Annotated in this window: 13 protein-coding genes and 1 pseudogene; 3 read left to right on the top strand and 11 right to left on the bottom strand. The window is 73.9% G+C overall.

Translation table 11 applies throughout. The annotated features are described in order from the left end of the window. Window positions 1–20 precede the first annotated feature (20 nt). The 9 genes and pseudogenes from D9753_RS28105 to D9753_RS28060 all read right to left on the bottom strand — a co-directional run. Window positions 21–242: pseudogene (locus D9753_RS28105) on the bottom strand (MarR family transcriptional regulator); the annotation flags it as partial. 86 nt (window positions 243–328) lie between these two features. Further along, window positions 329–1,303 (bottom strand): DNA polymerase Y family protein, encoded by a 975-nt coding sequence (locus D9753_RS28100; RefSeq protein WP_121789553.1) that lies wholly within the window; start codon window positions 1,301–1,303, stop codon window positions 329–331. Further along, entirely contained in the window at window positions 1,300–4,803 is a 3,504-nt protein-coding gene (locus D9753_RS28095; RefSeq protein WP_121791326.1) for a DNA polymerase III subunit alpha, read from the bottom strand. The genes D9753_RS28100 and D9753_RS28095 overlap by 4 nt, the downstream gene beginning before the upstream one ends. 302 nt (window positions 4,804–5,105) lie before the next feature. Further along, a complete protein-coding gene (locus D9753_RS28090; protein WP_121789552.1) occupies window positions 5,106–6,005 on the bottom strand; it encodes a S1 family peptidase in 900 nt (299 codons plus the stop codon). A gap of 220 nt (window positions 6,006–6,225) precedes the next feature. Further along, window positions 6,226–7,008, bottom strand: a complete 783-nt coding sequence (locus tag D9753_RS28085) for a DUF1684 domain-containing protein (RefSeq protein ID WP_121789551.1) — start codon at window positions 7,006–7,008, stop codon at window positions 6,226–6,228. Window positions 7,009–7,281: 273 nt separating this feature from the next. After that, a complete protein-coding gene (locus D9753_RS28075) occupies window positions 7,282–8,349 on the bottom strand; it encodes an LLM class flavin-dependent oxidoreductase (RefSeq protein WP_121789549.1) in 1,068 nt (355 codons plus the stop codon). Window positions 8,350–8,485: 136 nt separating this feature from the next. After that, window positions 8,486–9,247 (bottom strand): amino acid ABC transporter ATP-binding protein, encoded by a 762-nt coding sequence (locus tag D9753_RS28070; RefSeq protein ID WP_121789548.1) that lies wholly within the window; start codon window positions 9,245–9,247, stop codon window positions 8,486–8,488. A gap of 31 nt (window positions 9,248–9,278) precedes the next feature. Then, on the bottom strand, window positions 9,279–11,036 hold the full coding sequence (locus D9753_RS28065; protein ID WP_121789547.1) for an FAD/NAD(P)-binding protein: 1,758 nt from the start codon (window positions 11,034–11,036) through the stop codon (window positions 9,279–9,281). Then, window positions 11,033–11,887, bottom strand: coding sequence for an amino acid ABC transporter permease (locus tag D9753_RS28060; protein ID WP_121789546.1), 855 nt, complete (start codon window positions 11,885–11,887; stop codon window positions 11,033–11,035). Before D9753_RS28060 ends, D9753_RS28065 begins: the two co-directional genes overlap by 4 nt. 441 nt (window positions 11,888–12,328) lie before the next feature. Between D9753_RS28060 and D9753_RS28055 the strand changes: the two genes are divergently transcribed. Beyond that, on the top strand, window positions 12,329–13,276 hold the full coding sequence (locus tag D9753_RS28055; protein WP_121789545.1) for an ABC transporter substrate-binding protein: 948 nt from the start codon (window positions 12,329–12,331) through the stop codon (window positions 13,274–13,276). Between the two features lie 516 nt (window positions 13,277–13,792). After that, window positions 13,793–14,230, top strand: a complete 438-nt coding sequence (locus D9753_RS28050) for a cell division protein SepF (protein WP_121789544.1) — start codon at window positions 13,793–13,795, stop codon at window positions 14,228–14,230. Between the two features lie 34 nt (window positions 14,231–14,264). On the opposite strand, the gene D9753_RS28045 is transcribed toward D9753_RS28050, so the two are convergent. Further along, window positions 14,265–15,455: an acyl-CoA dehydrogenase family protein gene (locus D9753_RS28045; RefSeq protein WP_121789543.1), complete on the bottom strand. Its 1,191-nt coding sequence runs from the start codon at window positions 15,453–15,455 to the stop codon at window positions 14,265–14,267. A gap of 113 nt (window positions 15,456–15,568) precedes the next feature. Then, window positions 15,569–17,188: an MFS transporter gene (locus D9753_RS28040; RefSeq protein ID WP_121789542.1), complete on the bottom strand. Its 1,620-nt coding sequence runs from the start codon at window positions 17,186–17,188 to the stop codon at window positions 15,569–15,571. A 260-nt stretch (window positions 17,189–17,448) separates the two neighbouring features. On the opposite strand from D9753_RS28040, the gene D9753_RS28030 reads away from it, so the two are divergent. Next, a complete protein-coding gene (locus D9753_RS28030; protein ID WP_121789540.1) occupies window positions 17,449–18,756 on the top strand; it encodes a glycosyltransferase family 39 protein in 1,308 nt (435 codons plus the stop codon). The last annotated feature ends 120 nt before the right edge of the window (window positions 18,757–18,876 follow it).

The following is an 18,876-nucleotide window of genomic DNA, read 5'->3' as shown; positions in this document are numbered from 1 at the left end:
GCCGGACCGGCGGCTCGTCATCAGGCCGGCCGGACCGGGCCGCGGGGAGCGAGCCGCGCCACCCGGTCCCCGAGCAGGCGGACCTCGCCCTCGCCCAGCAGTTCGCCCCACCCTCCCACCACCTCGGCGGCCGCTTCCTCCGCGGCCCGGGCGCACGCCCGCCCGCGCTCGGTCAGCACGATCAGCCGCGCCCGCGCGTCCTCGGGATGGGGCCGCCGCTCCGCGTAGCCCTTGCGTACGATCGCCGCCCCCGTCGGCCTGACGGCGGAGCCGGCCGACGGTACGCACCTCACCCCGCCGTGGGCCAACTGACGCCGGGGCAGGGCGGTCAGGCGGCCAGCCGCCCCGGCAACACCGCCCGCGGCCCGAACTTCGCCCGCACGCGGTCCGCGACCTCCTCGATGCGGCGGACCTTCTCGTCCACGGGGTCGAAGGTGAGCTGGTGGGAGGCCTGGTCGGCGGCCCCCAGGTCCTCCGCGCGCAGGGCGATCGCACGGACCCGGGCCCGCTGGAGGCCCAGGGACTCGTACATGCCGTAGGCCGTCCTCGTCAGCGCGGCCGAGTGCGCGGTCGGCTCCGCGAGGGTCCGGCTGCGGGTGGTGGAGGAACGGTCGGCGTAGCGCACGGTGAGGGTCAGGGTGCGGCAGACCTTCTCCAGGGCGCGCAGCCGGGCGCCCAGCTCCTCGGCCGCCGAGAGCAGGGCGCGGCGGTGCCGGTCGGGGTCCAGCTCGTCCAGCCGGAAGGGGCGTTCGGTGGCCAGGGAGCGGGAGACGGCGTTCGGTACGACCCGGCCGCGGTCGACACCGGCCGCCTTCTCGCGCAGTTCCCGGCCCGCCCTCGCGCCGATCAGGCGCTGGAGCGTGGACAGCGGCGCGGCGGCGACCCGGCCCAGGGTGTCCAGGCCGTACTCGTCCAGAGTGCGGGCGGTCGCCGTGCCGACGCCGGGCAGCGCGGACACCGGCCGGTCGGCGAGGAACCCGGCGATGCCGTCGGGGTCCTCGGGCACCGCGCAGGTCACCCCCGGCCGGGCGTCGCGCAGCGCCACGCGGGCCAGCATCGGGCCCGGTCCGGCGCCGATCACGCAGTCGACGCCGTACCGCGCGAGGGCGCGTACCCGGATCACCGAGGCCAGCTCCACCGCGCCGCGCCCGAAGTACCGCTCGGCGCCGCGCAGATCGGCCAGCGCCCCGTCCGGGGGCAGCGCCTCCACGACCGGTGTGAACTCCTCAAGCAGTCCGAGCAGTTCCGGCAGGGCCGCCTCGTCCACCGGCGGCGGCTGGAAACGTACGCAGAGGATGGTCATCCCGCACTCCCCGGACTCTGGTGCCACAGTTTCCTTCCCACCGCGGGCCCTTCGCCTGCGGGGCGCAGATCGGCCCAGGGGTGCATCTCGTACCCCGTGGGCAGGCGGATCCGCCGCCGGTCCATCGCGTCCTGGGCCGCGGAACCCGCCGGGGCCGGCAGCCCGTCCGAACCGGCGAGCCGGGCCCGGGCCGGACCGTCGCCGTCCCCCGCCGGGGACCCCTGCCCGGCCGTGCCGGACGGTGCGGCCAGCCGGGCGGCGACCCCGTCGAGTCCCTCCTCGTGGCGTACGTCCACCAGCTCGGCGAGGTTCCAGGCGGCGGAGGCCACCACGCTCAGGCTGCGCGGGCCGCGCCGTTGCACCACTCCGCGCACCAGCAGCAGCCAGGAGTGGAAAACGGTGTGGGCGCACGTGTCGTGCGAGTCGTCGAAGAACGCGAGGTCGACCAGTCCGGTGCCGTCGTCCAGCGTGGAGAAGATGACCCGCTTGCCGGAGCGGATCGGCGGGGTCTGGGTGGCCGCCTTGGCGCCCGCGACCAGCACGGTCTCGCCGTGGCGTGCCTCGCGCAGCCGGCGCGCGGAGACCACGCCCAGCTCGTCGAGGAACTCCCGGTGGTCGTCCATCAGATTGCGGGAGGCGTCCAGGGACAGCACACCCAGCTCGGCGCTGAGCCGCTCGGCCGGGGTCAGGTCCGGCAGGCCGGCCGGCGCGGTCTTCCGGCCTCCCGCGAGCGGGAGCTGGCCGCCGCCACCGCCCCGGGCGCCCCGGTGCAGCTCGGTGAGGTGCAGTTGCAGGTCGCGCCGGTTGGCGCCGAAGGCGTCCAGCGCCCCCACCTGGGCGAGCCGTCCCGCCAGCGGCCTGCTGGGCCGGGCCCGCTCCCAGAAGTCCAGCAGGGAGGCGTACGGCTGGCCGTCCTCGATCCGCTTCGCCTCGGCCTCGCTGATGCCGTGCACGTCGCAGAGGGCGAGGCGCAGCCCCCACACCCCCGGGGATTCAGACACCAGTTCGATCTTATGGGCGACCCCGGAGACGTTCACGTCCAGCGGCAGGACCGGCACCCCGCGCCGCCGCGCGTCCGCCAGCAGCAGCCGCTTCGGGTACATCCCGGGGTCGTGCGTGAGCAGCCCGGCGTAGAAGGCGGCCGGGTGGTGCGCCTTCAGCCAGGCCGACTGGTAGGTGGGTACGGCGAAGGCGACCGCGTGCGCCTTGCAGAAGCCGTACGACCCGAAGGCCTCCACGGTCCCCCAGGTCTGCTGAATCGTTTCTGCGCTGTATCCCCTGGCCGCCGCCCGCTGGGCGAACCACACCTTGATCCGCCCCTGCGACTGCGGATCGGACAGACCGCGCCGCATCCGGTCGGCCTCGCCCCGGCCGCAGCCGGTCATGACGGCGATGATGTCGATGATCTGCTCGTGGAAGACGACGACCCCGTACGTCCCCCTCAGCGCCTCCTCCAGGTCCGGGTGCGGACAGCGCACCGGCGCCCGCCCGTGCCGCGCCTCGATGAACGGCCGCACCATGTCGGCGGCGACCGGGCCGGGCCGGAACAGCGAGATGTCGACCACCAGGTCGTGGAAGGTGGCCGGCTGCAACCGCCCCACCAGGTCCCGCTGGCCCGGCGACTCGATCTGGAAGCACCCGAGGGTCTCGGTGGACCGGATCAGCCGGTACGTCTCCGGGTCCTCCGGCGGCACCGCGTCCAGGTCGATCCGCTCCCCGCTCGCCCGCTCCACCTCGGCGACCGCGTGCGCCATCGCCGACTGCATCCGCACGCCCAGCACGTCCAGCTTGAGCAACCCCAGGTCCTCCACGTCCTCCTTGTCGAACTGCGACATGGGAAGCCCCTCGCCGCTGGTCGGCACCACCGGCGTACGGGCGAGCAGGGAGGCGTCGGACAGGAGCACCCCGCACGGGTGCATGGCGATCCCGCGCGGCAGGGCGTCGAGAGCCTCCACCAGCTCCCACAGCCTGCCGTACCTCTCCTTCTCCCCCGCCAGCCGCCGCAGCTCGGGCAGCTCCGCCAGGGCGGCCCGGGCGTCCCGGGCACGGATGTGCGGAAAAGACTTGGCGATCCGGTCGATCTCGGCCGGGTCCATGGACAGCGCGGCGCCCACGTCCCGGATCGCGTGCCGGACCCGGTAGGTCTCCGGCATGGAGACGGTCGCGACCCGCTCCGCACCGAACCGGCCGATGACCGCCCGGTAGACCTCCAGCCGGCGCGCGGACTCCACGTCGATGTCGATGTCGGGCAGCACGACGCGCTCCCTGGACAGGAAGCGCTCCATCAGCAGCCCGTGCCCGACCGGGTCGGCGTGCGCGATCCCGAGCAGGTGGTTGACGAGCGACCCGGCGCCGGAGCCCCGCGCGGCCACCCTGATCCCCATCTCCCGTACGTCGTCGACCACCTGGGCGACCGTCAGGAAGTAGGAGGCGAAGCCGTGGTGGGCGATGATGTCCAGCTCGTGGTGCATCCGCTCCCAGTACGCGCGCCGGCCGCCGTACCCGAGCCGCAGCATCCCCGCCGTCGCCCGTGAGGCGAGCGTCCGCTGTGCGGTGCGCAGGCCGGCGCCGACGAGGCGCGGCTCGGGAAAGTGGACGGTGCCGATGCCGAGGCCGTCCTCGGGGTCGACCCGGCACTCGGCGGCCGTGGCCCGGGTCTGCTCCAGCAGCCGGCGGGCGGTGTCCGGGCGGAACCCGGCGGCCTCCACGACCCGCTCGGCGACCCGCAGCATGGCCCGCGGGTCCTTCAGCCAGGCCTCGCCGGAGTCCAGCTCGCCCCGGGGGTCGACCGGCACCAGACGGCGCGCGGCGTCCAGCACGTCGGCGACCGGCCCCTGGCCGGGGTCGGCGTACCGGACGGCGTTGCTGAGCACCGGCCGGATCCCCTGCTCGGCGGCGAAGCCGACGGTACGGGCCGCGAGCCGCAGGGAGCCGGTTCCCGTGCCGGTGCGGCCGTGCCAGACGGCCTCCAGGCGCAGCGCGTCGCCGTAGATCTCGCGCCACGGGGCCAGCAGCGCCGCCGCCCGGTCGGGCCGCCCGGCGGCCAGCGCGCGCCCTACGTCCGATCCCGGGCCGAGGAGCACCACCAGGCCGTCCCCCTGGTGCGCGGACCAGGGAAGCAGCGGCGTGCCCCCGCCGGCGTGCGCCTGTGTGACCAGCCGGCACAGGCCGCCCCAGCCACGGGCGCCGTCCCGGGCGAGGAAGGTCACCCGGGGTGCCGACTCGTCCACGAAGGCGCCGCCGCGCACCGGGGTCCGCCGCCGGTCCCGCCGTACGTCCTGCCCCGCCTCCACCGCCAGGTCCACGCCGAACAGCGGACGGACGCCCGCGCCGGCGCAGGCCTTGGCGAAGCGCACCGTGCCGGCGAGGGTGTCGCGGTCGGTCAGGGCGAGGGCGTCCATGCCCCGTTCCGCGGCGCGCTCGGCCAGCCGCTCCGGGTGCGAGGCCCCGTATCTCAGGGAGAACCCGGAGACGGTGTGCAGATGCGCGAAGCCCGGCACGCCCACCTCCCGCACTCGTGAGCCCCGAACGGCTCTCGAACATCTGTTCCAACTCCCTCACCCCACCATACCCCCATTCCCGAACATGTGTACGACAACCGTTCGGGCGCCTCCCACCTGCGCAAACACCCGCACCGGCCGGACCGCGGGGACACGGCGCAGGCGGCCCGGCAAGGCCCGCCGACCGCCGTGATCCCCGCCGGGGCCGCCATGGCCGGCCGGTCCGGGGCACGGCGAAGCCCCCGCTCGCGCTCGCGCTCGCCAGCGGGGGCTCATGTCACCGGGGCGAGCCCCGGCGACCGTCAGGGCAGGGTGACCCCGTAGTAGCTCAGCGCCTCGGTGACCGGCTGGAAGAAGGTCGTACCGCCCGAGGAGCAGTCGCCGCTGCCGCCGGAGGTCAGACCGTAGGCCACGCTGCCTCCGTAGAGCGGGCCGCCGCTGTCGCCGCCCTCGGCGCAGACGGTGGTCTGGATCAGCCCGGAGACGACGTCACCGCTGCCGTAGTTGACCGTGGCGTTCAACGCCGTCACCCGGCCGCTGTGGGTGCCGGTGGTGGAGCCGCGCCGGTAGACGGTCGTCCCCACGGACGGGGTGGCCGCGCTGCTGATGGTCTGGCTGCCCACCGCACTCGGATGCGCCACCGAGGAGTTGGTGTAGCGCACCAGCGCGAAGTCGTTGCCCGGGAAGCTGTAGCCGACGTTGGTGCCGAGCACCGTGGTCTTGCTGGAGTTGCTGTACCAGGTGGAGGCGACCTCGCCGCAGTGTCCGGCGGTCAGGAAGTAGTACGTGCTGCCGCTGTGCACGTTGAAGCCGAGCGAACAGCGGTAGGCGCCGCCGTAGATGGCGTCGCCGCCGGTGATCAGCTTCTTGAACCTGCCGGGGGTGTGCTTGATGGTGAGCGCGCCCGCGTCGGCGCCCGCCCGTTGCTTGATCGTGGCGATCTCGGCCGGGGACACCGTGCTGTCGACGGTGACGACGACGCGGTGGGTCCTGCCGTCGACCGCCCAGGCCGTACCGGGGATGTCCGCCTTGCGGACGGAGTCGCTCGCACTGCTCAGCTCGGCGGCGCTGAACGTGTGGGTGTCGCTGGCGTTGGCGGTGGGGGCCGCGAACGCCGCTGCGGCCAGGAAGCCGGTGGCCACGGCGGTCAGCCGGGTCCGTCTCGTGGCACCGTTGCGGGGAGTGATGCGCTTGATCCTCACGTGTCGTTCCCTCCAAGGGAAGTCGGGGGGCCCGCGTGGGGTCGGGGCCCGTGAGGCGCAGCCAGGGAGCCGACCGGATCCGAATTGCATGCCCCTGACAAGCGCTGGGGGGAGTATTCGGCCGAACGGCCGGTCGGCACAAGGGTGCCTTTCGGCCGTCGCCCCCGAACCACTCGAAAGCATCAAGGCGCCCCGCGCCGGCCCCGGCCGCGCGCCCCGGTCAGCCCACCCGGCGCTCCCCCGCCGGCACCGCCACGTCCAGCGTGTTCCCGGGGGGCGGGAAGGGGCAGAGGAAGTGGTCGGCGAAGGCGCACGGCGGGAGCTGGGCGCGGTTGAAGTCGGCGGTCGTGCGCCCCTCGCCGTCCGGCGCCCCGGCGAACAGGAAGCGGAACCGGAAGCTCGTGTCGCCGCTGGTGGCGTCGGCGAACACCGCCCACAGCGCCCCGTCCGCCTGCCGCGCGACCTTCAGGGTCCGCTCCCGCCCGGCCAGGGTGAAGCCCAGTTCCCCGGCGAGGTCGAACCCGCGGTCACGGCCGTCCGCGTTGCCGACCCGTACGGTGCGCGTGACGTCGTACGGCGTGAACCGCGCCGGCACCGCCCAGTCCGGGTCGTAGGGGCCGGCCTCGATGCCCGGGAAGGCGCGGCGGGCCTCGGCACCGGGGTCGTGGACCCGTACTCCCCAGACGCCCTCGCGGACCAGGACGACCAGTCGCTTCTCGCCCAGCGCGACCCGCGCCCCGGCCTCCGGGCCGCGGTCGGCGGCCAGCCGAACCGCCCCCGCGAGGGGCCGGCCGTCCAGGGTCAGGCCGTCGGCGTCGCCGGCGGTGAGCACCACCCCGTCCTCTTCGGCCACCCAGTTCCCGGGAATGTCCGGAAGTCGACCCTCCGGATAGTCCTCGATCCAGTGGGTCCCGGTCAGCGCGAGCGGCCCGTAGGGGGCCGTGACCGCCTTCACGCGCTCCTCGTGCCACTGCTTCCAGGCGTCGGATGCGTCCGTCGTCATACCGTTGTCTCCTTTCCTGTGCGGCCTGCCGCTCCCCGGCGGGTGCGGCAGGCCGGGACCGGGGGCGCGGGGTGCGCCCCGGTATCGCGTGCGGAACGCGCCGCGCTCCTGGAGCGGCGGCACGACCCGGTCCACGAACTCCTCCGGTCCGCCGGCCGGGACCTCGGGGCGGGACTGACGGCCGCTCACCTCACGGCCGCTCACCTCACGGCCGCCGGATGCACCCGCCGCCGTACGGCCATGACGTCCCGCCCGGTCATGAAGTCCCGCCGGTCATGAAGTCCCCCCGGTCACGGCGTACCGGTCGGCGGCGGGCCTGCCCAGGTCCAGGTGCTCGCGCAGCGTGTCGCCCGGGTAGAAGGTGCGGAACAGACCGCGGTGCTGGAGCAGCGCCACCGTGCCGTTGACCAGCCGCTCCAGGTCACGGCGCGGCTCGACGGGGATCAGGTGGAAGCCGTCGGTGACGCCGTCCGCGTGCCAGGCGGTGACCAGTTCCGCGAGATCGACCGGGCCGCCCCGGTACAGCGGGCCCCGCGCGGTGGGCCGCGGGCCGCCCCCGCCGTGTCCCGGCTCGGCCGCCCGCTCGCCGTCGCCGAGGTCCACGAGCAGGCTGACCAGGATCCGCAGCGTACGCGGGTCGCGGCCGGAGGCGCGGGCCCGTTCCCTCAACAGGTCGCGTAGGCCGGCGGCCTGGGCCGGGGCCGTGGCCCGCACCAGGGCCACGTCCGCGTACCGGGCGGCGACCGTGAGAGCGTGGTCGTCGGTGGCGTCGACCACGCGGACGGGGTGGCCCTGCGGCGGCCGGGGCACGGTGGCGGGGCCCCGGACCGAGAAGGCGGTGCCGGTGAGGTCGGCCCGGTCCGGCCGGTCCCGGTCCGGGAACCGGCCGGTGGCCGCGTCCCGGATCCCGGCGCCGTCCTCCCGGCTGTCCCACGGCCCGGCCGCCGCGTCGGCGCCCCCGCCCGCCTCCCGCCACGGTGTCTTCGGCGGTCCCGCGTACCGGCGGCCGGACAGCCGGGCCTCCCCCTCGGTGGCCGAGGCGTCGATCCGCCAGCCGGCCCGCCCGCGGCTGACCCGGTCCAGGGCGGCCACGGCGGCCTGCACCCGGAAGGGCTCGGTGTGGGTGGTGGTGACGGTCGGCACCAGCCCGATGCGCCGGGTCGCGGGTGCCAGCCGGGACAGCACGCCGAGCGCGTCGGCCCCGGGCCGGGCGAAGCAGTCGTCCAGCGTCACGAAGTCCAGCCCGCCGCGCTCGGCGAGCAGGGCCAGCTCGGCGCAGGTGCCGGCGTCGGGGGTGCCGGGCTGGTCCACGGCGGCGGCGAGGTGCAGCAGACTGCTCATGCCGGGTGCCTCCGCGGTTCCCGTTCCCCCCGCGACGGCGAGCCGCCGCCCGGGCGCGGCCGGGGGGCCGCCGACGCCGTCCGGACGGCCGGTGCGGTGCCCGGCGCGCCGCCCCCGGTGGCCACGGCCGCCATCCTCACAGCACCTTCGCCAGGAACGTCCGCGTCCGTTCCTCCCGCGGGGCGCCGAGCACCTCCTGCGGCGGCCCCTGCTCGACGATCCTCCCGTCGGCCATGAACACCACCGTGTCGGCGACCTCCCGGGCGAACGCGATCTCGTGCGTGACGACGATCATCGTGCTGCCCCGCGCCGCCAGGTCCCGGATGACGTCGAGGACCTCGCCCACCAGTTCGGGGTCGAGCGCCGACGTCGGCTCGTCGAACAGCAGCAGCTTCGGCTCCAGCGCCAGTGCCCGCGCGATGGCGACCCGCTGCTGCTGCCCGCCGGACAACTGCCGCGGATAGGCGCCGGCCTTGTCCGCGAGCCCGACCCGCTCCAGCAGCCGGCGCGCGTTCTCCAGCGCCTCCTTCCGGGGCCGCCTCAGCGCGGACACCGGCGCCTCGACGACGTTGTCGAGCACGGTGAGGTGCGGGAAGAGGCGGAAGTTCTGGAAGACGAACCCGATCCGGGTGCGCTGGCGGAGCACCTCCCGTTCGGGCAGCTCGTACAGTCGGTCCCCGGCACGCCGGTAGCCCATCAGCGCGCCGTCCACACTGATCTCGCCCCGGTCCACCTTCTCCAGGTGGTTGATGGTGCGCAGCAGCGTGGACTTGCCGGAGCCGGACGGGCCGAGGACTACGGTGACCTCGCCGGCGCGCACCTGGAGGTCGATGCCCCGGAGCACGTCCAGCGGGCCGAAGCTCTTGTGCACCGACCTGATGTCGACCATGACGGTCATGGCGGGTGAGTTCCTTTTCGAGTCGAGGGGTTCAGGCGGCCAGGCGGCCGGCCAGGTCCCGCAGGAGGACCAGCGCCGCCCGGGCGGTGGCGTCGTTCTGCCGGAACGCGGGTCCGCCGGTGCGGGGGCGGGTGAAGGCGCCGGGGGTGCGGGTGTCGGTGTACGGCCCGAGCGCGAAGCGCCGCGGGTGCGGGCGCCCGGCGCCGTCGAGGACGCGGCCGTCGCGGGGGTCGACCCGGAGAAGCCCGTCGGGGGTCGCGGCGGCGCCGTCGGCGTGCAGTTCGCGCAGCAGGCCGTCCCGGGCGCGCCCGACGGTGGGCTCGGGCAGCCGGGCCTCGACCAGCGCCCGGGCCTCGACTGAGAACCCCGGCACGGTGGGGCCGGTGGCCCGGAACACCCCGTCCTCGGCGGTGACGGTCATGCCGGCGCCGACGAACTTCAGCAGCCCGGCCCGGGACAGCGCGAGCATCTGCCGCAGCCGCGGGCCGGGCGGCCCGGACGCCAGGTGGCTGAAGAAACCGTGCCACCAGGGCCCGATGTCGCCGAGCCGCACGAGCTGCCCGTAGACGGAGAGCAGCCCGAGAAAGACGCCCAGGTCCGCGCTGTGCGCGGGGTCGTGACGCCGGTCCAGGTCGGCTTCGACATAGTCCCTGAGCCCCGCCTGGAACTCCTCGTGCGAGGCGTACCGGACGCCGTCCAGCGGGCGGTCGAGCGCGGCGAGGTCGAGCCGGTCGGCCGGGTCCGGTACGGCCGCGGCGACCAGCACCCGCAGCTCGGCGGGGTCGCCGGCCACCGCGTACCTCTTCTCGAATTCGGCCCAGGTCATCGCCGTACGCCCGGGGTGGGCGGTGAACAGCCGGTGGTAGTGGGCGAAGCCCAGCTCCTTCTCGACCAGGGGCCACACATCGCGCCGGAAGTCGAAGCCGCCGGGCCGGGCCAGCAGTTCCGCCACCTCGGTGGGGCCGAGGAAGCGGGGCAGCGGCGGGCGGTCGCCGGTCCAGTCGTAGCCGATCTTGGAGTGGTACGGCACTCCGCGCCGCGAGCCGACGTACAGCACCGGCTCCCGCCCCGAGGGGAGGTACGTCTCCCCCTCGTACCGTCCGCCGCGGCCCTCGGTGAGCAGCACCATCAGGTCGACGAAGGCCAGGCCGAACCCGCGGACGAGGACGGGTTCGCCGGGCGCGAGCGACGAGAGGTCGCTGTCGGCGGTGAAGTCGGGCGGCAGGTGCACCAGGCCGTGCTCGCGGGCGTACTCCGCCAACTCGGCCTGCTCCTCGTCCAGTTCGGTGTCCAGGTGGCCGAGGGTGAGGATCACCAGGTCGGCGAGGAGGGGGCGCGGGCGGCCCTCCAGCCACACCTGCTGCCGGCCCTCGCGCGGCCCGCCGACCCGGAGGGCGCGCCGGGGGTGGTGGTACACGGAGACGTCGGCGGGGAGGTCGGCGAGGGCCCGCTCGTACACCCAGCGCAGATAGCGGCCCTGGACCCGGCGGCCGGCGAAGACGCGGCCGTCGAGCCGGGCCCACTCGTGCAGGGTGGGGCCCTCGCGCACCGGGCCGTCCATCGCCACCGTGTCGTCGGTGAACATGGTGACGTCCTCGGCGTGCGAGTTCATCCACAGCAGCGGCGACTGCTCCTCACGCCAGATGCGTCCGCCGCCCGGCGGATGGGGGTCGACCAGGTGGATGTCGAGGCCCGAACCGGCGGCCAGGGCGGGCGCGTTGGCGGCGAGGCGTTCGAGGATGCCGGTCCCCCGCGGACCGGCTCCGACGATCACCAGTTGCTGTCTCATCGGGCGCTCTCCGTGCCGCGCGCGTAGCGCTTCTCGACGTAGTACTGGCCGACACCCAGCAGCGAGGTGACCACGGCGTACCAGAGGGTGGCGACCATCAGCAGCGGGATCACCTGATAGGTGCGGTGGTAGATCAACTGGGCCGAGAAGAGCAGGTCGTTGACGGCGATGACGCTGACGATCGACGTGCCCTTGAGGGTGCCGATGAGCATGTTCCCGGCCGGCGGCACGATGGCGCGCATCGCCTGCGGCAGCACGATCCGCCACCAGCGCCGCCACCGGCTCAGGCCGAGCGCCTGGGCCGCCTCGATCTGGCCGCGGTCCACGGAGAGGATGCCGCCGCGGACGACCTCGGCGGCGTAGGCGGCCTCGTGCAGCGTGAGGCCGACGACCGCGACGGCCACGGGGCTGAGCAGGTTGACGGTCTTCACGCCGAGGACCTGCGGGTACAGCGCCCCGATGTTGAACCACAGCAGCAGTTGCACCAGGATCGGGATCGACCGGAACAGCCACACGTAGCCCCAGCCGACCGCGCGCAGCACGGGGTTTGCGGAGAGCCGGAACGCGGCGAGCAGGGTGCCGAGGGCGAAGCCGAGGACCATCACCACCGCGGTCAGCCACAGCGTGAGCCACAGCCCGCGCAGGACGGAGTCCGAGGTGAAGTAGTCGGCGACGACGTCCCATTGGAACGCCTTGTTGCGCACGACCGAGTTGACCGCGAGGCCGAGCAGGACGAGGACGGCGACGGCGGCGGCCCACTGCCCGTACCGGCGCTGCGGGACGATCCGCGGGACGTCCGGCTCGGGCAGATCCGGGACCGCGGGGGCTTTGGCGAGGGTGTCGGATGACATGCGAAGGCTCCGTGACGGGGCGAGTCCCCCGCTCGGGCCAGGCCGGGAGTGGGGGAGAGTCGTCGATACGGGGTGGTGCCTTCACACGGACGCGCCATGCGGCGCGCTACGGCCGAGCCCCTCAGCAGGGCCGTGCACCGAGAGTACGGGGGCGTTTCCCTCCGCTGTCAAGGCTGTCCGTACTGTGAGCACTACATCTCAACTCGGTTGACGCGGAACCGAATGCCTGTTCCACTTGGCCCATGCATCCACAGCAGTGGCTGGTCACCCGCTCCCACATCGACTTCGGTCGCGTGTGGTCCTCCTCCTGTTGAGCTGACCCCCTGCGCACACCCGCCCTCACGGCGGGCGCACTCGCGTTCTCCCGCTTCTCCGCCTTCACACGCGCACCCCTCCCCTCGCGTTGTCGCACCCCCTTCGGCTCCAGGAGACCGCTCCCCGATGCGTAAGCCTGCCTATCGCCATTTCATATCTTTTGTCGGCATCACGTCGGCGGCCCTGCTCCTCACGGCCTGCGGTTCCGGATCCGGCGACGCGGGCGGGACGGACGCCTCCGGAGTGGCGGCCAGGTCCGTCAAGGTGCCCACCACGGACGTCGTCTCCGCCGAGAAGAAGGACGAGGCCGCGGCGAAGCTGCTGCCGGCGGGCACCACCGGCCTCACCGTCGCGGTCAGCGTCGGCGGCACCCCGCCCGGCACCACCTACCTCGCCGACGGCACGACCCTCACCGGGCAGGACGTCGACTTCGCCAAGGCGGTCGCCCGGGTGCTGGGCATCGAGCTGAAGCTGGAGCAGGCGAGTTTCGAGGCGATCCTGCCGGCCCTGGACAGTGGCAAGTACGACGTGGGCGCGAGCAACTTCGGCGTCACCGACGAGCGCCGCAGGACCATCGACTTCGTCACCTACATCAACGACGGCCAGGGCTTCGCCACCCGCAAGGACAGCAAGCTCTCGAAGATCACGGAGCTGACGGAGCTGTGCGGCCTGACCGTCGCGACCGCCGCCGGCACGACCTTCGAGGCCACGCTGGAGGAGAACAAGCACGTGTGCGCCGACGCGGGCAAGAAGGCCTACCAGGTGCAGACGTACGGCGAGACGAGCGCGATCTGGTCCTCGCTCCAGCAGGGCCGCAGCGACGTCGTGATGTCCACGATCAACGGGCTGCGCTACGCCGTCGCCCACCAGCAGGGGCTGAAGTTCCTCAACGAGTTCCACCGCCTGGACGTCGGCTTCGCGTTCAAGAAGGGCACCGCGCTGGCCCCGGCCTTCCGGGCGGCGGTGAACAAGCTGCTCGCGGACGGCACCTACGACCGGATCCTCAAGAAGTGGGACACGACGGGCTCCGCGATCGACAGGTCGCGGATCTCCCCTCCGGAACTGAAGAACTAGGGAAGCGGGACCTCCGGTCCCCCGTCGCACCCGAGCCCCTGGCGAAGCCGGCCGAACGGCCCCGGCCCCGCCGGGGGCTCGGCGCGTCCCGGCCCCGGCTCCGCCTGAGGCTCCGTCAGGGCGGATATGAGCAGCCCGTCATAACGTGTCACGATCCCCGGGACCGGCCGTGGTCACGGCGGCGCGCGGGCCCGGGTCCGCGCGCCGGAGCGCCGGGTGCGCCGTCCGCATTACGCACACGCGGTCTGCCGGTTTCGCCCGTAGTGTGGTAAGACGTTGGGGTTCACCCATACGCACTGTGCATCACCCGTCCGCCGTGAACCATCATATTTCACTCTCAGTCAGCACCCGTATGAGTCCGGCCCCTTGGGGCACAAGGACTCTCGACGGATCTGCTGTGCACCAGTACCGTCACAAACCCCCCGCGCGGCGTCTATCCACTTGGCGCACCGTCCGCATCATGGATGACCATAGGGATACGGAAAGCAAGAAAGAACGCTGTGAGAGGAGGCGTCCATGGGATCGGTACGCAAGGCGAGTGCGTGGCTCGGCCTCGTCGACGACAACGATGACGAGCGCTACTACGACGACGACTACTCCGAGGGCTCCGAGTCCGGGGACGCCTGGGTCACCGACCCGCGCGTGAAGGTGGCCACGGACACGGCCGAGGAGAGGGACCGCAGAATCGGCACGGTCACCCCGGACAGCTTCCGGGACGCCCGCGCCATCGGCGAGCTGTTCCGGGACGGTGTCCCGGTCATCATGAACCTCACCAACATGGAGCCCGGTGACGCCAAGCGCGTCGTGGACTTCGCGGCGGGGCTCATCTTCGGGCTGCGCGGTTCGATCGACCGTGTCTCCAACCGGGTGTTCCTGCTGACCCCCGCCGACACCGAGATCATCAGCGGTGAGGCGTCCTCGCACCGCTCCGACGGCTTCTTCAACCAGAGCTGAGGCGGGGCCGCTCCCGGCCCCGCCCCGACGGGGCTCACCGGAAGGCGTCGAGCCCGGTGAGCGCCTTGCCCAGCACGAGCTGGTGCATCTCGACGGTGCCCTCGTAGGTGAGCACCGATTCCAGGTTGGTCGCGTGCCGCATCACGGGGTATTCGAGGGAGATCCCGTTGGCACCGAGGATCGTCCGGGCCGTACGGCAGATGTCGATGGCCTCGCGGACGTTGTTGAGCTTGCCGAAGCTGACCTGCTCGGGACGCAGGCGGCCGGCGTCCATCCGCCGCCCCAGATGGTGGGCGAGCAGGATGCCCTTGTGCAGTTCGACCGCCATGTCGGCGAGTTTGGCCTGGGTCAACTGGAAGCCGCCGATGGGCCGGCCGAACTGCTCCCGCGTCCGCGCGTACTCCACGGCCGCCTCGAAGCTGCTGCGGGCCGCGCCCATCGCGCCCCAGACGATGCCGTAGCGGGCGTGCGACAGACAGCTGAGCGGTCCGCGCAGTCCGGTGACCTCGGGCAGCACCGCCGTGGCGGGCAGTCGTACGTCGTCGAGGACGAGTTCGCTGGTGACGGAGGCGCGCAGGGACCACTTGTGCCTGATCTCGGGCGCGGAGAAGCCGGGACTGTCCGTGGGCACGACGAATCCGCGGATGCCGTCCTCCGTCTGCGCCCACACGACGGCGACCCCGGCCACGGACCCGTTGGTGATCCACATCTTGCGGCCGTTGAGCACCCAGTCCCCGCCGTCCCGCTTGGCGTGGGTGCGCATGGCGGCGGGGTCGGAGCCGTGGTCGGGCTCGGTCAGCCCGAAGCAGCCGATCACCTCACCCGCGGCCATCCGGGGCAGCCACTGCTGCTTCTGCTCCTCGCTGCCGAACCGGTGGATGGCGTACATGGCGAGCGAGCCCTGCACCGAGACCAGGGAGCGGATGCCCGAGTCGGCCGCCTCCAGCTCCAGACAGGCCAGCCCGTACTGCACGGCGCTCGCGCCCGCGCATCCGTACCCGGTGAGGGACATGCCGAGCGCGCCGAGCGCGCCGAGTTCGCGGGCGAGGTCCCGGATCACGGGCAGCTCGCCCTTCTCGTACCAGTCGGCGACGTACGGCAGCACCCGGTCGGCCGCCCAGCCGCGGACGGTGTCCCGGACGGCCAGGTCCTCCGGCTCCAGCAGGTCGTCGATCCCGAGCGGGTCGGCGGGGTCGAACGGGGGCAGCTTGGCGGACGCGGACATGGAACACCCTCCGGGACATGGATCCGGGACATGGGAACGGAGTAAAACTAGCAGCGCTAGTCACGGCTCTCCGGCCGACGTTACGGTGCGGTGTCCCGCACGTCCAGAGCGGCTCAGGCGGAGACCCGTGGCCGGCCGGCCGCCGCCTCCCGCGGTGCCGGCACCTCGGCCCCGGTTCCGTCCGGCCCCTCGTCGCACTGCATGGTCCGCGGCAGCCGCAGGGCCATCAGCGCGCCCAGCAGCAGCAGGCCCGCGCTCACCAGCAGGGTCACATGCAGCCCGTGCACGAAGGAGTCCCGCGCCGCCCGGCGCAGCGCGGCCCCCGCGGGCCCGCCGAGCCGTCCGGCGACCTCGTACGCCTCGCCGAGGGAGTGTCCCGCCGCGTCCGAGGCGCCCCGCGGCACGCCCGGCACCGACCGCAGCGCCGGGGCGTAGGCCGCGTTCATCACGCTGCCCAGCAGCGCGATGCCCATGCCTGCACCGAGCTGGTACGACGTCTCACCGATCGCCGCCGCGCCGCCGGCCCGGTCGGCCGGGGCCTCGCTGAGCATCGACTCGTACGCGCCGAACAGCGTGGTCTCCAGACCGAAGCCCAGCAGCACGAAGCCGGCCAGCAGCAGCGGCGGATCGTCGGCGCCGCCCATCACGGTCAGGGTCAGCACGGCCACCGCCGTCAGGCAGAAGCCCGAGGACACCGTCCGGCGCGGCCCGAAACGGCGCAGCATGCGCGCGCCCGCCAGCCCCGCCGCCATCGCGGCGACGGTCAGGGGCAGCAGCCTGAGGCCGGTCTCCAGCGGCGACAGGCCCAGCACCAGTTGCAGGTACTGGGCGGCGATCAGCTCCAGGCCGACCAGCGCGAGCATGGCCAGCACGATGCAGCCCACCGAGGTGCTGAACGCGGGCCGGCGGAACATGCGCAGGTCCACCAGGGGGTACGGGAGCCGTCGCTGACGCCGTACGAAGAGCAGGAGGAGACCCGCGCCGGTCAGCAGTGGCAGCGCGGTGAAGGGACTCGCCACCGCCTCCCCGCCGCCGAGCCGCTGCACGGCGAGGACGACACCGAAGAGACCGGCCGCCGCCGTCAGCGCGCCGGTCACGTCCCAGGGGCCGTCGCGCTCCCCCCGCGACTCGGGCAGCAGGAGCCGGCCCACCGGGAGGCTGACCAGCATCAGCGGGATGTTGACCAGGAAGACCGCGCCCCACCAGAAGTGTTCGAGGAGGAAGCCGCCGAGCAGCGGTCCGACCGCCGCGCCGACCGCCGCCACCGCGCTCCAGATGCCGATGGCGAGGGCGCGCTCGCGCCGGTCGGGGAAGGCCTGGCGCAGGATCGACAGGGTCGCGGGCATGATCATGGCACCGCCGACGCCGAGCAGCGCGCGGGCCACGATGAGCATCTCGGCGGTCCCCGAGAACGCGGCCACGGCCGAGGCCACGCCGAACAGGGCGTAGCCGAGCAGCAGGACGCGTCTGCGGCCGACCCGGTCGCCGAGGGTGCCGAAGAGGATCAGCAGCGCGGCGCAGACCAGTGGATAGGCGTCGACGATCCAGAGCAGTTCCACGGCCCCGGGCCGGAGGTCCTCGGTGACGGCGGGAACCGCCACGTGCAGCACCGTGGCGTCGAGGGCGACGAGCAGCAGGCTGGCACAGAGGACGACGAGGACGACCCAGCGGTGGGCATCCGCCCCGGGCGCCCGACGGCGCGGCCCTGCGGCAGCCGTGGTCGTCCCGGACATGTAGGTACCTCCCAGATGATCCCTCGTGCGGGGCGGACCGGCAGGGTGGGGACTCCCTGTGGTACGGCCGGGGAGGAGCGGTGTCCCCGGCCCGCGCGGACCCGTGCGAGTGACTCGTCAGCGTACGCGAGTTCGCCGCGCGGCCACGTGGCGGACATCTCACACGCGCGACGGGACCCGTGTGGCGTACGCCACGCCTCCTTCTCCTGACCGCGCCCCGGCGACCGGTGCGGTTCCGGGTGCGGTCGATAATCGAGCCCGTGACCGATCTCGCCGCGCGCGCAGCCGCGCCCCCCGCCTCCCTCCTGCGCCGGGCGGCCCCCGCCGTCCTGGGCTACGCGGCGGTGCGCGCCCTCGGGCTGGCCGTGCTGGCGGTGTGGAGCGCCGCGCGCGACAGGAGCGCGTACACCCTGCTGACCGCGCGCTGGGACTCGCTCTGGTACGCCCGGGTCGCGGAACGGGGGTACGGCTACGAGGTGCGGCTGCCGAACGGGGACGTCCACTCCGACCTGGCGTTCTTCCCGCTGCTGCCGTGGCTGGAGCGGCTGCTGCACGCGCTCGCCCCGCTGTCGTACGCGGACGCCGGCTTCGTGGTGAGCCTGCTGGCGTCCCTGGCCGCGGCGGCCGGGATCTTCGCGGTCGCCGACCGGGCGTACGGGTCCCGGACCGGGGTCTGTGCGGTGCTGCTGTGGGCGGTGCTGCCGGTCGGGGCCGTGCAGTCGATGGCGTACAGCGAGTCGCTGTTCACGGCGCTGGCGGCCTGGGCGCTGTACGCGGTCCTGGACGGGCGGTGGCTGACCGCGGGCGTGCTCGCCGGGCTGGCGGGGCTGACCCGGCCGGTGGGGGTGGCGGTGGTCGCCGCGGTGTGGGTGGTGGGCGTGGTCTCGTTCGTGCGAGCGCGCGGCGCGATGCGCGCGCCGGGTGCGTCGACGGTCCCGCGAGCCCTGGCGCGCACGCCGGGCGGGCGAGGCGGCCTCCACGCCCAGGCGCGCACACCGGGCGCGCCGACGGACACCCCCGCCCGCTCGCCCGCCGGCCCTGTCGGCGCACCATCCACCTCGTGCGCCCCCGCCCGGCGCCGCGCGCTCGGCATGCTGATCGCTCCGCTCGGTGCCGCCGGTTACGTCCTCTGGGTAGGGCGGCGCACGGGCGGGGGGCCGCTCGGGTACCTGGACGTCCAGGCGGGGTGGCGCAACGGGTTCGACGGCGGCTACGCCTTCGCCCGCTTCGTGGGCGACAAGTTCACGTCATTCCCGTCGGCCCTCGCCGGCCTCGCCCTGATCACCGGCGTCGCCCTGCTGATCTGGCTGTACGTCAGCGGCGTCCGCGCGCGTCAGCCTGTCGCGCTGCTGGTGTACACGGGGGTCGTCCTCGCCCTCGCCCTGTGCGCGTCGAGCTACTTCGGCTCCAAGCCCCGGCTGCTGATGCCCGCCTTCCCGGTGCTGCTGCCGCTCGCCTGCGCCCTGGCCCGGTCGCGCACCTCCCGAGCCGCCCTGGTCACGGCGGGGTTGGCGGTGGCGGCGGCGGTCTACGGCGCGTTCTGGCTGAACGGCTCCGGTCCGCCGTGACCGGCCCCGGCGCCCCCGATGACGCCCGGGAGAAATCCGCGCCAGGACCGGGTTAACGCATTCATAAGCGCCATATAAACAACACCCGGCATGATCAAAGGAATTGGCGCGGGTGGCCTC

Origin of the sequence: Streptomyces dangxiongensis (assembly GCF_003675325.1) — a bacterium.
Classification (GTDB): Bacteria; Actinomycetota; Actinomycetes; order Streptomycetales; family Streptomycetaceae; genus Streptomyces; species Streptomyces dangxiongensis.
The sequence above is the reverse complement of the archived record's forward strand: the minus strand, read 5'-3'. Positions and strand labels throughout refer to the sequence as shown.

Coding starts and splice junctions, on each gene's coding strand:
- D9753_RS28100 (WP_121789553.1), bottom strand. CDS start 1,303: ATGACCATCCTCTGCGTACGTTTCCAGCCGCCGCCGGTGGACGAGGCG.
- D9753_RS28085 (WP_121789551.1), bottom strand. CDS start 7,008: ATGACGACGGACGCATCCGACGCCTGGAAGCAGTGGCACGAGGAGCGC.
- D9753_RS28075 (WP_121789549.1), bottom strand. CDS start 8,349: ATGAGCAGTCTGCTGCACCTCGCCGCCGCCGTGGACCAGCCCGGCACC.
- D9753_RS28070 (WP_121789548.1), bottom strand. CDS start 9,247: ATGACCGTCATGGTCGACATCAGGTCGGTGCACAAGAGCTTCGGCCCG.
- D9753_RS28065 (WP_121789547.1), bottom strand. CDS start 11,036: ATGAGACAGCAACTGGTGATCGTCGGAGCCGGTCCGCGGGGGACCGGC.
- D9753_RS28060 (WP_121789546.1), bottom strand. CDS start 11,887: ATGTCATCCGACACCCTCGCCAAAGCCCCCGCGGTCCCGGATCTGCCC.
- D9753_RS28055 (WP_121789545.1), top strand. CDS start 12,329: ATGCGTAAGCCTGCCTATCGCCATTTCATATCTTTTGTCGGCATCACG.
- D9753_RS28050 (WP_121789544.1), top strand. CDS start 13,793: ATGGGATCGGTACGCAAGGCGAGTGCGTGGCTCGGCCTCGTCGACGAC.
- D9753_RS28045 (WP_121789543.1), bottom strand. CDS start 15,455: ATGTCCGCGTCCGCCAAGCTGCCCCCGTTCGACCCCGCCGACCCGCTC.
- D9753_RS28040 (WP_121789542.1), bottom strand. CDS start 17,188: ATGTCCGGGACGACCACGGCTGCCGCAGGGCCGCGCCGTCGGGCGCCC.